The 13,408-nt window shown below is 37.3% G+C and carries 12 protein-coding genes; 2 read left to right on the forward strand and 10 right to left on the reverse strand.

The genetic code is table 11. The annotated features are described in order from the left end of the window. Position 1 precedes the first annotated feature (1 nt). Positions 2–676, forward strand: a complete 675-nt coding sequence (locus Q2T41_RS12280) for a porin family protein (RefSeq protein WP_304436334.1) — start codon at positions 2–4, stop codon at positions 674–676. Here the strand turns inward: Q2T41_RS12280 and Q2T41_RS12285 are convergent. The 6 genes from Q2T41_RS12285 to pyrH all read right to left on the reverse strand — a co-directional run bounded on the left by Q2T41_RS12285 (position 671) and on the right by pyrH (position 8,126). Beyond that, positions 671–1,276 (reverse strand): hypothetical protein, encoded by a 606-nt coding sequence (locus Q2T41_RS12285; protein WP_304436335.1) that lies wholly within the window; start codon positions 1,274–1,276, stop codon positions 671–673. The genes Q2T41_RS12280 and Q2T41_RS12285 overlap by 6 nt on opposite strands. Further along, entirely contained in the window at positions 1,276–2,733 is a 1,458-nt protein-coding gene (gene rpoN, locus Q2T41_RS12290) for an RNA polymerase factor sigma-54 (protein WP_304436336.1), read from the reverse strand. Before rpoN ends, Q2T41_RS12285 begins: the two co-directional genes overlap by 1 nt. Before the next feature lie 37 nt (positions 2,734–2,770). Continuing rightward, complete coding sequence (asnS, locus tag Q2T41_RS12295; protein WP_304436337.1) at positions 2,771–4,204, reverse strand: asparagine--tRNA ligase; 1,434 nt, start codon at positions 4,202–4,204, stop codon at positions 2,771–2,773. Positions 4,205–4,307: 103 nt separating this feature from the next. Then, entirely contained in the window at positions 4,308–6,689 is a 2,382-nt protein-coding gene (locus Q2T41_RS12300; protein WP_144804489.1) for an efflux RND transporter permease subunit, read from the reverse strand. Positions 6,690–6,819: 130 nt separating this feature from the next. Beyond that, the gene (gene frr / locus Q2T41_RS12305; RefSeq protein ID WP_089259282.1) at positions 6,820–7,374 is read right to left on the reverse strand and encodes a ribosome recycling factor; all 555 of its coding nucleotides are present in this window, start codon (positions 7,372–7,374) and stop codon (positions 6,820–6,822) included. Positions 7,375–7,418: 44 nt separating this feature from the next. Next, a complete protein-coding gene (gene pyrH / locus Q2T41_RS12310; protein ID WP_304436338.1) occupies positions 7,419–8,126 on the reverse strand; it encodes a UMP kinase in 708 nt (235 codons plus the stop codon). 156 nt (positions 8,127–8,282) lie between these two features. Between pyrH and Q2T41_RS12315 the strand changes: the two genes are divergently transcribed. Continuing rightward, positions 8,283–10,163 (forward strand): M61 family metallopeptidase, encoded by a 1,881-nt coding sequence (locus Q2T41_RS12315; RefSeq protein WP_304436339.1) that lies wholly within the window; start codon positions 8,283–8,285, stop codon positions 10,161–10,163. 93 nt (positions 10,164–10,256) lie between these two features. Here Q2T41_RS12315 and tsf read toward each other — a convergent pair whose 3' ends face one another. From tsf to rplM, 4 genes are all read right to left on the reverse strand, one after another. Then, positions 10,257–11,081 (reverse strand): translation elongation factor Ts, encoded by an 825-nt coding sequence (gene tsf, locus Q2T41_RS12320; protein ID WP_304436340.1) that lies wholly within the window; start codon positions 11,079–11,081, stop codon positions 10,257–10,259. A gap of 69 nt (positions 11,082–11,150) precedes the next feature. Continuing rightward, the gene (gene rpsB / locus Q2T41_RS12325; RefSeq protein WP_304436341.1) at positions 11,151–12,290 is read right to left on the reverse strand and encodes a 30S ribosomal protein S2; all 1,140 of its coding nucleotides are present in this window, start codon (positions 12,288–12,290) and stop codon (positions 11,151–11,153) included. Positions 12,291–12,529: 239 nt separating this feature from the next. Next, the gene (rpsI, locus tag Q2T41_RS12330; RefSeq protein WP_089259292.1) at positions 12,530–12,916 is read right to left on the reverse strand and encodes a 30S ribosomal protein S9; all 387 of its coding nucleotides are present in this window, start codon (positions 12,914–12,916) and stop codon (positions 12,530–12,532) included. 1 nt (position 12,917) lies between these two features. Continuing rightward, on the reverse strand, positions 12,918–13,373 hold the full coding sequence (gene rplM / locus Q2T41_RS12335; protein WP_089259294.1) for a 50S ribosomal protein L13: 456 nt from the start codon (positions 13,371–13,373) through the stop codon (positions 12,918–12,920). Positions 13,374–13,408: the final 35 nt, after the last annotated feature.

Consider the following 13,408-nt stretch of genomic DNA (forward strand, 5'->3'; position numbering starts at 1 on the left):
TATGCGATATATAGTACTATTGGCCATATTGCTGACCACGGGTATTGTCAAAGCACAACTGACCGAGGACAATGCAAATAAAACACGTTATTTTGAGGATCAGTTCTATCTGGGTCTTTCCTATAATTTTCTCGTAAACCATCCGGAAGGGTCTAATCAACGAAATCTTTCCTATGGCTTACAGGGCGGTATTATAAAAGATATACCATTAAATGGCTCGGGAACCAAGGCTATTGGTGTTGGTGTAGGTCTTGCGCTTAATAGTTATTATTCTAATTTGGTAGCTGAGGAGATTCAAGATGAAATCGTATATCGGCTCGATGATGATATTACTAGGAGTAAGCTGGAAACCCATTTAGTTGAATTCCCCTTAGAGTTTAGATGGAGAAATTCTACAGCAGACGATTATAAGTTTTGGAGAATTTATACCGGTATTAAAGCTGCCTATTTAATTGGGGCCCGTTCAAAATTTGTGGACGACGATATCAAAGAAGGTTTCTACAATACGGATCTTGAAAGATTTCAATATGGTCTTACCTTAAGTTTTGGTTACAATACCTTTAATTTCCATGCCTATTATGCCTTGTCAGACCTTTTTAATGGCACTGCTACGGTTAATGGAGAGGTGCTTAAATATACCCCTTTAAGGGTTGGACTTATATTTTATATTCTATAGCCAGTAACGTACTGTTAGTAGTTGGGATAGAATTCCGATAAAAAGTGCGGTAACGACTTCTAGTCTGGTGTGAGCTCCTAAATAAAGGCGGGCGGTAATCACGCTTCCTGTGAGCAGTACAAAAATGCTTATGGCGATGATGAGATTAATCTCAAAATGGATACTTAAATTAATTAGATACATAAGTAATCCACTTACCCCAATGACATGAAGACTTGTTTTAATCTTAAAAAATAACATTAACAGGCTTGCCATTGCCGCACCTAATAACCCCGTAAAGTAAAAATAGAGTTCCGTAATATAATTATTTGGAATTACCTTATATAATATTAGTAGGAGTATGGAAATGTGAATGTACAAGGGGTATTTTCGTTCTGCTATATTTTCTAAAAACAAGGTATTAACCACGCCAAGATTCTTCAAAATTAGAAAGGTGACAATCGGGATTATGACCGTTAAGATGAAAATGGGTAAAATACTGGCACTTTGTACTTCAACAGGGGTGTATTTTGGTGTAATTAGGAAATAGGCTATTGTACCGCCTATGGGTATGAATAATGGATGTAAAATATAGGAAATAAGGTTGGAGAAAACTTTCATTAAATTTCCTTTCTCATTCGCGCCACTGGTATATTAAGCTGTTCCCTATATTTTGCTACCGTTCTCCTAGCTATAGGGTAACCTTTCTCTTTTAGGATGGCCGCTAATTTATCATCTGTCAATGGTTTTTTCTTAGTCTCGTTCTGTATAACCATTTCCAGTATTTTTTTGATTTCCTTGGTAGATACATCTTCACCTTGTTCGTTTTTCATTGATTCGGAAAAATATTCCTTGATCAATTTAGTGCCATAAGGCGTATCTACATATTTACTATTGGCAACCCTGGAAACCGTTGAAACATCCATTCCTATTTCATCTGCAATATCTTTTAAGATCATAGGGCGCAAATTGCGTTCGTCCCCGGTCAAAAAATATTCGCTTTGGTAGTGCATAATTGCGTTCATGGTAATGAACAAAGTTTGTTGGCGTTGACGTATAGCATCTATAAACCACTTGGCAGCATCTAATTTTTGCTTAATGAACATTACCGTATCTTTTTGTGATTTGGATTTATCCTTTGCCTCCTTGTACCCTTTAAGCATATTACTATACTCTTTGGATACATGCAATTCTGGTGCATTGCGTCCATTTAAGGTCAGTTCTAGCTCACCATCTACTATTCTAATGGCAAAATCTGGAACTACATGTTCTATGATTCTATTGTTGCCCGAATAGGAGCCACCTGGTTTTGGATTTAGGCGTTCAATTTCACTTATGGCTTCCTTGAGCTCATCTTCGCTAATGTTGTGTTTTTGAATTAATTTTTGATAATGTTTTTTTGTAAAATGTTCAAAAGACCTTTTTAAAATTGCCGTTGCAAGTTCAATGCTGGGGGTAACCTCTTTACGCTCTAATTGAATGATCAAACATTCTTCCAAAGAACGGGCTCCTACACCAGGTGGATCTAACTCTTGAACTATGCCCAAAATCCGAGTTATGGTCTCCTCGTCCGTATATACGTTTTGTGTAAAGGCCAGGTCATCCATTATGTCCGCAATAGGTCTTCTTATATAACCGCTTTCATCTACACTTCCAATAAGAAATTCTGCGATGGTCCATTCTTCATCATTAAGATAAACCGTGTTCAGTTGGTTCAATAAATGTTGATTGAAGGATGTACCCGCGGCATAGGGAACGCTTTTTTCCTCATCATCAGAACTATAATTATTTGCTTTGGTACGATAATCCGGTATTTCATCATCACTCAGGTAATCATCTATATTGATGTCTTCCGTGTTAATGGTTTCGCTATCGGAATCTTGGTCGTAATTATCCTCAAACTCATCGTTAAGCGGATCTGATTCTTCTTTGCCTGTTTCTAACGCCGGGTTTTCCTCAATTTCTTGCATCAAACGTTGTTCAAATGCCTGTGTAGGTAATTGAATAAGCTTCATCAGCTGTATCTGCTGAGGCGATAGCTTTTGTGATAATTTAAACTGTAGGTGTTGTTTTAGCATTACTTTTTTCTAGACATGTAAAAGTAACGAAATCAACTTAGAATTCTGCATTCTGGGGTGTTCTTGGGAACGGAATTACATCTCTGATATTTCCCATACCTGTTGCAAAAAGTACTAAGCGCTCAAAACCAAGACCAAAACCACTATGCTCCGCGGTTCCAAATTTTCTCAGGTCCAAATACCACCAAAGTTCTTTTTCATCAATACCCAAATCCTTGATTTTTTGTTTAAGGATATCTAACCGCTCTTCTCGTTGTGATCCACCTACTATTTCCCCAATACCGGGAAAAAGAATATCCATGGCCCTAACAGTCTTGCCATCTTCGTTCAAGCGCATATAAAAGGCTTTTATTTTAGCAGGGTAATCAAATAGGATTACAGGGCATTTAAAATGCTTTTCCACTAAAAACCTTTCATGTTCACTTTGGAGATCGGTACCCCATTCTTTAATTGGGTATTTAAACTGTTTCTTTTTATTGGGCTTGCAATTTTTTAAAATTTCAATTGCTTCTGTATAACTTACGCGCTTAAAGTTATTATCAACTACAAATTTCAATTTTTCAATAAGTGGCATGTCACTGCGCTGCGCTTGGGGCTTGGATTTTTCCTCGTCAAACAATCGTTTTTCAAGAAACTCCAAATCCTCTTGGCAATGCGTAAGGGTGTAGGTAATTACATTTTTAATAAAATCTTCAGCTAGGTCCATATTGGCATCCAAATCAAAAAAGGCCATTTCTGGTTCTATCATCCAAAATTCTGCCAAATGTCTGGAAGTATTAGAATTTTCCGCCCTGAACGTTGGTCCAAAAGTATATACCTTGCCTAGGGCCATGGCATAAGCTTCTGCTTCCAATTGTCCTGAAACGGTCAAGTTGGTCTCTTTTCCAAAAAAGTCTTCCTTATAATTTACGGAGCCATCCTCGTTCAAAGGAGGATTTTTTTCATCTAATGTGGTCACCCTGAACATTTCGCCGGCACCTTCTGCATCGGAACCTGTAATAATAGGGGCATGAAAGTAGTTGAAACCGTTTTCCCTAAAATAGTTATGTATAGCAAAAGATAGGGTAGACCTTACCCTCATAATGGCTGCAAATGTATTGGTCCTTATCCTTAAGTGGGCTTTTTCCCTTAAAAATTCCAAGGAGTGCTTTTTTGGTTGAATGGGATATTCTTCTGGGTCAGCTATACCCAACACTTCTAAATTACTTACTTGTATCTCAACACTCTGGCCCCTACCTTGACTTTCTACCAAGGTACCGGTAATTTTTAAAGCCGCTCCCGTATTTACTTTTTTCAATACGTCTTCATCGAACTTTTCAAAATCTACCACACATTGAATGGTGTTTAATGTAGACCCATCGTTTAGAGCAATGAACCTATTACTTCTAAAGGTTCTTACCCATCCTTTTATGGTGATTTCCTGTAATAAATCCTTACTGGACAAAAGTTCTTTTATTGTTGCTGAACGCATGCTGAATGAATTGGTTATTAAAACGTCAAAGATATGATTTTGTAAAAAAATAAATTGTCATGAGCCCATTTAAAAGGAGGTATTATCTTGATCTATCCGCAGATTATTTTTCCTCTTTGGGCAAAATGTCTATTTGGGGTTTTTTAAGGGTCTGTTTGTTCGCAATACTTTTTTCCAAGGATAACAATAATGAAGGCAATAATATTAAATTGGCCAACATTGCCAATAGTAAGGTTGCGGAGACCAATGATCCCAATGCTACCGTACCCCCAAAATTAGAAATTACAAATACCGAAAAGCCAAAGAACAATACAATTGAGGTGTAGAACATACTTACACCTGTTTCCCTCAGGGCATTGTAGACAGATTTTTCAATTCGCCACTTGTTGGCGGTCAGTTCTTGTCTGTACTTGGCCAGAAAATGTATGGTGTCATCTACAGAAATACCAAAAGCTATGCTAAAAACCAATATGGTAGAGGGTTTAATGGGAACGCCTACAAACCCCATGATTCCTGCAGTAATGACCAAAGGCAATAAATTTGGTATCAATGAAATAATGATCATTCTAAATGAGCGAAACAAATAGGCCATAAAAAGTGCAATTAGTCCAATAGCGAGCGCAAGGGACATAATTAAATTTTTTACCAAATACTTGGTTCCTTTTAAAAACAATAGAGCGCTACCGGTCATGTATACATTATACCGCTCTGATGGAAAGATTTTGGTGATGTTCTCTAACAGTCTTTCTTCTATCTGTTCCATTCTGCTTGTAGTAACATCGCGCATAAAAGTCGTAATCCTTGCGGTCTGTCCGGTACTATCCACAAAAGTGTCCAAAAGGTCGCTATTGTCCGTTGACTTTCGGGCTACATCCATTATAAAGGTATTTTCCTGACTTGTGGGAAGTTGGTAATATTTTGGTATGCCGTTATAAAATGCTTGTTTGGAGTATTTTACCAAATTAACGACTGAAACCGGTGATGAGAGTTCTGGAATTTCATCGATGACCTCACTTAATTGATTCATGCGCTTAAGTGTTACCGGTTTTAAGACGCCCTTTGGAGTTTTTGTGTCCACTACTATTTCTACCGGCATTATACCTTTAAACTCTTTTTCAAAAAAACGGATATCATGAAAGAATTCGGCATTTTTTGGCATGTCTTCAATAGGACTTCCAGAAATTTTAATTTGATATATTCCAATAATGCTAAGTACTAAAAGGGCTATGGAAACAATATAGACGGTTATTCTTCTGTGTCTTACTATACGCTCCATCCAGCTTACAAATGCATCTATCCACTTTTTGTTCAAATGCTTAAGATGTTTTGTCTTGGGAAGGGACATAAAACTGTATACAATTGGAATAATCAATAAGGATAGTATAAAAATTCCGATAATATTGATCGATGCTACAATGCCAAATTCTTTTAGAAGCTTGCTATCCGTAATAATAAATGTAGCAAAACCGGATGCAGTGGTAATGTTCGTCATTAACGTTGCATTGCCAATTTTGGATATAACCCTTTGTAATGACAATGCCTGATTACCGTGTTTCTTTACTTCTTGTTGATATTTGTTGATTAAAAATATACAGTTTGGAATTCCTATGACAATAATCAATGGAGGAATAAGTGCTGTTAAAACGGTAATTTCATACTGTAAAAGGCCTAAAAGTCCAAATGCCCACATTACCCCAATAATCACCACGCACATAGAGATGAACGTAGCTCTAATACTTCTAAAAAAGAAGAAAAATATCAGTGAGGTTACCCCAAGGGCGGCTAAAATAAATTTTCCAATTTCATCAATGATGTTTTGTGAGTTCATAGTACGTACATACGGCATTCCCGATATATGAACATCCAAGCCGGTCTCTTTTTCAAAATTTTTGACGACCGTATTCAAGTCTTGTAAAATGAAATCCTTCCTCACCGTGGTATTGACGATATCTTTGTCTAGATATACAATGGTGCGTAATGTGCGACTTTCCTTATTGAAAATTAGATTTTCGTAAAATGGTAGATTTTGAAAAAGATGATCGGTAATACTGTCTATCTGTTTTTGCGAAGTCAACTCTCCAGAAATTAATGGCCGCATTTTAAACTCCTGTTTCTCATTGTCCTTAATGAGTTCTTGGAGATTGTCCGTAGATACCACGAATTCAACCTCCGGAAACGCACCCAATTGTTTGCTCAGTTTGTTCCATCTATTGAAATTTTCCACAGAAAAAAGGGCGCTATCACGTATGGCAAAAACCACCGCATTGCCTTCTTCCCCAAATTTCTTTAAAAATTCTTGGTATTGTTGATTTACAGGATGGTCATCTGGTAAAAGATTGGTCTGCGAACTGGAGAATCGCATATGTTGCCATTGCATGGCCATGAAAATTGTAAATCCGGTAATTAGCAATAAGATTAAAATCCTATTACGAAGAATAATGTTTGCCGTTTTTGGCCAAAATCCTTTAGTAAGTTTAGCTACCATAACTGTTTTTGCAGGTGCCAAAGGTAACCAATAGGTACATTTGTTCCTAAACAGAAAAGTTTAAAATTATTACAAAACAAGAAAGCTACCTTAAGAAGGTAGCTTTGGTAATCTTATTGTGATAAGAATTTTAAACTTTCATGATCTCTGCTTCTTTTTTAAGTAAGAAATCATCTATCTTTTTTGTAAAAGCATCGGTTAGGTCTTGAACGTCTGCTGTGGCATTTTTCTGAAAATCTTCTGAAATATCCAAATCCTTTATCTCCTTATTGGCATCTTGTCTTGCACTACGCACCCCCACTTTAGCATGTTCCGCTTCTGCTTTGGCTTGTTTTGTTAATTGAATTCTGCGTTCTTCCGTTAATGGCGGTACATTAATTATGATCATATCGCCATTGTTCATAGGATTAAACCCTAAATTGGAATTCATGATTGCTTTTTCAATTTCTTGTAGCATTCCCTTCTCCCATGGTTGGACTGATATTGTACGGCCATCCGGTGTATTGATATTGGCAACCTGGGCCAAAGGTGTCTGTGATCCATAGTAATCCACCAAAACGGAGGATAACATTGCCGGACTGGCCTTACCTGCACGAATTTTTAAAAATTCACGTTCAAGATGCGCTATAGCGGCAGCCATACTTTCTTTTGTTGCGTCTAAAACAAATTGTACTTCTTCGTTCATAAAATAAAAATATTACTTTCGCTAAACATAAACTATACCAAAAATTAAATGTTTACGGTAGTGCCAATGGTCTGTCCGTCAACTATTTTTAATAAGTTTCCTTTTTTGTTCATATCAAATACTACAATAGGCAGTTCATTTTCTTGGCTTAAGGTAAAGGCAGTGGTGTCCATTACCTTTAACCCCTTGGTCAAGACATCTTGAAAGGAAATAGAATCGAATTTTGTTGCATTCTTATCTTTTTCAGGATCTGCGGTATAGATACCATCTACGCGAGTCCCCTTAAGAATCACATCGGCCTCTATTTCAATGGCCCTTAATACTGCAGCGGAATCTGTAGTAAAGTACGGGTTTCCGGTTCCACCACCAAATATAACAACCCTGCCTTTTTCCAAATGTCTCATTGCCCTTCTTCTAATAAAAGGCTCGGCAACCTCATTAATTTTTATGGCAGACTGTAACCTAGTCTGTACACCACACATTTCCAATGCACTTTGTAGGGCAAGTCCGTTAATAACTGTAGCCAGCATTCCCATATGGTCTCCCTGTACACGGTCCATTCCGGTAGCTGCCCCGGTAAGGCCCCTAAAAATATTACCGCCACCAATCACAATGGCTACCTCAATACCTTTGTCTACCACTTGTTTGATTTCTTCCGCATATTCGTTAAGACGGTTAGCGTCTATGCCATATTGTTTTTCACCCATTAAGGCTTCGCCGCTTAACTTTAGAAGAATTCTTTTGTAGTGCATTTTAAATTTTTATTTGACATCAAAAATAATGAAAATATTTATTGGGTGCGGTCAATAATTTATACAACAAGGTCAATAATTAGTGATGTTGGGTGTTCACCATTATTTCTATCTTTAGCGTCGTTTAAATAAAAGCTTATCTAACAATAGATTACTATGAAAAAAATAATTTTAATTGGGCTTATGGCCCTGTTGCTTAATGCATGTGGTGCTGGTAAGGGAGCGGTATCTAACAACCCCAATTCAATAATTACGGCCATAGACTTGGTCAATGTAGTAGATGACCGAGTTAAAGTGATTTTGGATCCGGATAAATTTACACTGCCGGATGTTGTTTTTAAAATGCCCAAAACTGTTCCCGGAACATATAGTACGGATAATTATGGTCAGTATATTACGGATTTGGAAGCCTTGGATTATGATGGGAAAACATTGGTTGTAGAGCAACTAGATGACAATTCATGGGGTATTGCCAATGGAACTAGGTTAGATAAAATACAGTATTGGGTAAATGACACGTATGATTCTGAAAATGATGTGGAAGATGCTGTATTTTCCCCTGCAGGTACCAATATAGCAGTGGGTAAAAATTATGTTCTAAATCTACATGGTTTTGTTGGTTATTTTGATGGTTTTAAAGAGAAACCATATCATATTTTAATCCAAAAGCCTACCGGTTTGTCTGCTACAACATCATTGCCAATAGCTCTGGATAATAAATCTGATATGTCTTTGGATACATTTATAGCTAGTAGGTATTTTGAGGTGATAGACAATCCGATTATGTACGCTAAGCCTAACACCGAAAGTTTTGAAATAAATGGTATTAAGGTAACTTTAAGCCTATACTCGCCTAATGGAGTATATAAAGCAGCAGATTTAAGGGATAGAATGGTTGCCATGATGGGGGCACAAAAGAAATTTTTAGGTGATGTGGATGCAACCAAGGAGTATAATATTCTGTTGTATTTGTCCGATATCAATGTACCGGATGCCCATGGTTTTGGAGCATTGGAACATCATACTTCTACAGTTGTGGTCTTGCCTGAAGCTATGCCAAAAGATAGGTTGGAGCAAGCTATGGTAGATGTTGTCTCCCATGAATTTTTTCATATTGTAACTCCATTGAGCGTACATTCTAAAGAGATTCAATTCTTTGATTTTAATGCACCTAAAATGTCACAGCATTTATGGATGTATGAGGGAACAACCGAATATTTTGCCAATCTATTTCAAATTCAGCAAGGATTGATAAATGAAGATGAGTTTTATGATAGAATGTTAGCTAAAATAGACAATTCCAAGTTTTATGATGATGAAATGTCCTTTACGGTCATGAGTAGGAATATATTAAACGAACCCTACGAGGCTAACTATGCCAATGTATATGAGAAAGGTGCCTTGATCAATATGTGCCTAGACCTATTGTTACGTGAAAAAAGTAAGGGTGAAAAAGGTGTATTATGGTTAATGAAGGAACTTTCTAAGAAATATGGGGTTGACAAGCCTTTTAATGATGATGATTTGTTCAGGGAAATTATTGCAATGACCTATCCTGAGGTTGGTGTGTTTTTAAATACCCATGTCATTGGTTCTACCCCTATAGATTATACTGAATTTTTAAACAAGGTAGGTCTTGACATTATGGACGAGCAACAGCAAACAAGTTATTTTTTTGACGGTCAGGTCCCATATATAGATGTGGATGTACAAAATGATAGTGTGGTATTTATAAGGGAGGGCATTCAACTTAATTCTTTTTTTAACGACTTGAAATTACAAGGTGGCGATATTTTAAAGACAATAGATGACCAGGAAGTATCCGTAGAAGCATTGCGTCCAATTATACAGGACAGTTTTAGTTGGTCTGCCGAACGTCCTATAAGAATAGTTGTGGATAGGGAAGGTGAGATGGTCCCTGTAGAGGGTATGGTAGGTACTCCCTATAAAATGGTTAAGAAAGTAGTTTCTCAAGATAATGCCGGACCAGAAAAAATTGCACTAAGAAATGCTTGGCTAAAGGGAATAAATGAATAAGACGTAGGTAGTAAACATTCTAATGATAGTGCATAAAAAAACCGTCTACTTTTTAAAGTAAGACGGTTTTTTATTGAGTTAGTTAAATTGTAGTTATCCCAATGCAACTCTTTTAAATCCTACCACCTCTAAATTGGCGTCAACAGATTTAACGTATTGGGCAACGCTTTGCTTGCTGTCTTTAATAAAATCTTGGTTTACCAAGGTGTTGTCCTTAAAGAACCTTTTTATTTTTCCTTTGGCAATGTTATCAAGCATTGCTTCTGGCTTTCCTTCTTGACGTAATTGATCTTTTGCAATTTCAATTTCCTTGTCAATAACCGTTTGGTCAACACCATTTTCGTTTAATGCTACAGGGTTCATTGCTGCTGCTTGCATAGAAACATCCTTTGCAACTTCTTCAGCACCTGTAACGGCTGCAGATAGACCTGTTAAAACTGCAATTTTATTTCCTGCATGTATATAAGAACCAACAAAAGGAGCGCTTAAGGTTTCAAAACCACCTATCTCTATTTTTTCACCAATAACACCAGTTTGCTCAGTTAGTTTTTCTTGAACGGTCATGCCTTTGTAATCAGCGGCCAAGAACGCTTCTTTAGAATCAAAGTTGATTGCCAATTCTGCCAATTCAGTAGCCAATGTTACAAAAGTTTCGTTTTTAGCAACGAAATCGGTCTCACAGTTAAGGGAAATAATAACACCACTTGTGTTATCATCGTTCACTTTAGCGATCGCTGCACCTTCAGAAGAATCCCTGTCAGCTCTTTTAGCTGCTACTTTTTGACCTTTTTTACGAAGAATTTCAATTGCACTTTCAAAATCGCCATCGGCTTCAACCAATGCCTTTTTGCAATCCATCATTCCTGCACCAGTAGTTTTTCTTAATCTATTAACTTCTGCAGCTGTAATCTTTGCCATTTTTTTAACTTTTAGTGTACCCGTTTTAATGGGCTATTCTTAAATTTATTTATATCAAAAAAGAAAATGTTATTCTACACCACCTTTGGTGTTGTCCTGCCACTCCTTAAGCTCGTCCCATTTCCCTTCGGCAGCCATTTTAGCTTGCTTTGGCCATGATGTAGGATCTAAATGAGCCATTCTAGAGCTAGCCTCGGTCAAGATTTCCTTAATCTTATCGGCATTACCTTTAGAAAGGTCGGCAAAGGTGGCTATACCTGCAGCAACTAGGGCTTCTGCAGCTTTAGGGCCAATTCCTTCAACCTTGGTTAAGTCATCAGCTTCAGTTTTTGCATCTTTGGCAACTGCTTCTTGGGTAGCTTCTACGTCTACCTCAACATTAGGTACCTTAGCTACAACAGGAGCTGGTTTTGTATCAACTTTTGCAGGAGTAGGTTCAGGAGTATCTACAGCTTCTTTCTTCTTAGGTGCTTTCTCTTTTTTGCTTTCTGATTTTCCTTCGGCGGCTTCTGCTTTTTCGGACTTACGTGCTGCAAGACCTTCTGCAATAGCGTTGGTAACCTCTGTCATGATGATGTCAATAGATTTTGAAGCATCGTCATTGGAAGGGATCAAATAATCAACATCTCTAGGGTCACAGTTGGTATCTACCATGGCGAAGATAGGAATGTTCAATTTTTGCGCTTCCTTAACGGCAATATGCTCTCTCATGGTATCAACAATGAAAAGTGCACCAGGTAAACGCGTCATTTCTGATATGGAACCTAAGTTCTTTTCCAATTTAGCGCGTAAACGATCTACCTGTAATCTTTCCTTTTTGGATAGTGTAAGGAACGTACCATCTTTTTTCATTCTATCGATAGAAGCCATTTTTTTAACGGCTTTACGAATAGTAACAAAATTGGTCAACATACCACCTGGCCATCTTTCAGTAATGTATGGCATGTTTACGTTGGCCGCTTTTTCTGCAACAATATCCTTTGCTTGTTTTTTGGTAGCTACAAAAAGAATTTTTCTTCCAGATGCTGCAATTTTGCTAAGAGCCTCATTGGTCTCATCTAATTTTGCAACTGTTTTGTAAAGATTGATTACGTGAATACCGTTACGCTCCATGTAGATGTAAGGAGCCATGTTTGGATTCCACTTTCTGGTTAGGTGGCCAAAATGCACACCCGCTTCTAATAATTGTTTTACTTCGACTCTCGCCATTTTTAAATTTAGTTTACGTTCTTATGAATTAGCAATGGTAAAGTGGTATCCGCAAATTGCAAAAGCCTTCACCATTTAGATGCTAAACTAATTTACCTTTAACCACAAATTGGGCTAGAGGATTTTTAATTGTCCTAAACGGACTTTCAATGAACTTGTTAATATTCTGGAATATCCAGTATGAAATAAAATATAAAATAGGCACCCAAAAAGGGTGCCCTGTACTCTTGAGTCTCGAATTAACGTTTCGAGAATTGGAATTTCTTACGTGCTTTCTTCTGACCGAATTTCTTACGTTCAACCATTCTTGGGTCTCTCGTCAACAAACCTTCCGGCTTCAAAATGCTTCTGTTTTCGGCATCTATTTCACACATTGCTCTTGAAAGTGCTAGACGGATAGCTTCTGCCTGACCAGTAATACCACCACCGTAAACATTGACCTTAACATCGTAAGTATCCAAACTTTCTGTTAATGTAAATGGTTGCTTTACCTTGTACTGTAATGTAGCAGTTGGGAAGTATACACTTAAATCTTTATTGTTAATGGTAATGTCGCCATTTCCATCAGAAAGATAAACTCTCGCTACAGCGGTCTTTCTACGACCAATTTTATGAATTACTTCCATCTTATTTAATATCTTTTAAATTAACAACAGTAGGCTTTTGAGCTTCTTGACCATGCTCCGTACCTGCATAAACCTTTAGGTTTCTAAAAAGGTCGGCACCTAATCTGTTCTTGGGCAACATACCTTTTATAGCTTTTTCAAGAATACCTTCTGGATTTTTTTCCAAAAGTTGTTTAACCGATGTGGTACGTTGACCACCTGGGTAACCTGTATATCTTAAGTAAACCTTGCTGGACCACTTGTTTCCTGAAAGAGCAATTTTCTCTGCATTGATAATTACAACATTATCACCACAATCTACGTGCGGAGTAAAACTTGGCTTATGCTTTCCTCTCAACAAATAGGCAACTTTAGAAGCAACACGCCCTAATGTTTCTCCTTCGGCATCTACCAATAACCACTCTTTGTTTACAGTTGTTCTGTTGGCCGAAACGGTCTTATAACTTAATGTATCCACTACTGCTATTTTTAACTATTATTATAATCAATCCC

The organism is Maribacter confluentis, assembly GCF_030505015.1.
GTDB classification, from domain to species: domain Bacteria; phylum Bacteroidota; class Bacteroidia; order Flavobacteriales; family Flavobacteriaceae; genus Maribacter; species Maribacter sedimenticola.

What these genes read in the sequence shown, in the direction of transcription:
- asnS (WP_304436337.1), bottom strand. Translation starts at nt 4,204, where the DNA reads ATGCGTTCAGCAACAATAAAAGAACTTTTGTCCAGTAAGGATTTATTA.
- Q2T41_RS12280 (WP_304436334.1), top strand. Translation starts at nt 2, where the DNA reads ATGCGATATATAGTACTATTGGCCATATTGCTGACCACGGGTATTGTC.
- rpoN (WP_304436336.1), bottom strand. Translation starts at nt 2,733, where the DNA reads ATGCTAAAACAACACCTACAGTTTAAATTATCACAAAAGCTATCGCCT.
- Q2T41_RS12300 (WP_144804489.1), bottom strand. Translation starts at nt 6,689, where the DNA reads ATGGTAGCTAAACTTACTAAAGGATTTTGGCCAAAAACGGCAAACATT.
- rpsI (WP_089259292.1), bottom strand. Translation starts at nt 12,916, where the DNA reads ATGGAAGTAATTCATAAAATTGGTCGTAGAAAGACCGCTGTAGCGAGA.
- tsf (WP_304436340.1), bottom strand. Translation starts at nt 11,081, where the DNA reads ATGGCAAAGATTACAGCTGCAGAAGTTAATAGATTAAGAAAAACTACT.
- Q2T41_RS12285 (WP_304436335.1), bottom strand. Translation starts at nt 1,276, where the DNA reads ATGAAAGTTTTCTCCAACCTTATTTCCTATATTTTACATCCATTATTC.
- pyrH (WP_304436338.1), bottom strand. Translation starts at nt 8,126, where the DNA reads ATGCACTACAAAAGAATTCTTCTAAAGTTAAGCGGCGAAGCCTTAATG.
- frr (WP_089259282.1), bottom strand. Translation starts at nt 7,374, where the DNA reads ATGAACGAAGAAGTACAATTTGTTTTAGACGCAACAAAAGAAAGTATG.
- rpsB (WP_304436341.1), bottom strand. Translation starts at nt 12,290, where the DNA reads ATGGCGAGAGTCGAAGTAAAACAATTATTAGAAGCGGGTGTGCATTTT.
- Q2T41_RS12315 (WP_304436339.1), top strand. Translation starts at nt 8,283, where the DNA reads ATGAAAAAAATAATTTTAATTGGGCTTATGGCCCTGTTGCTTAATGCA.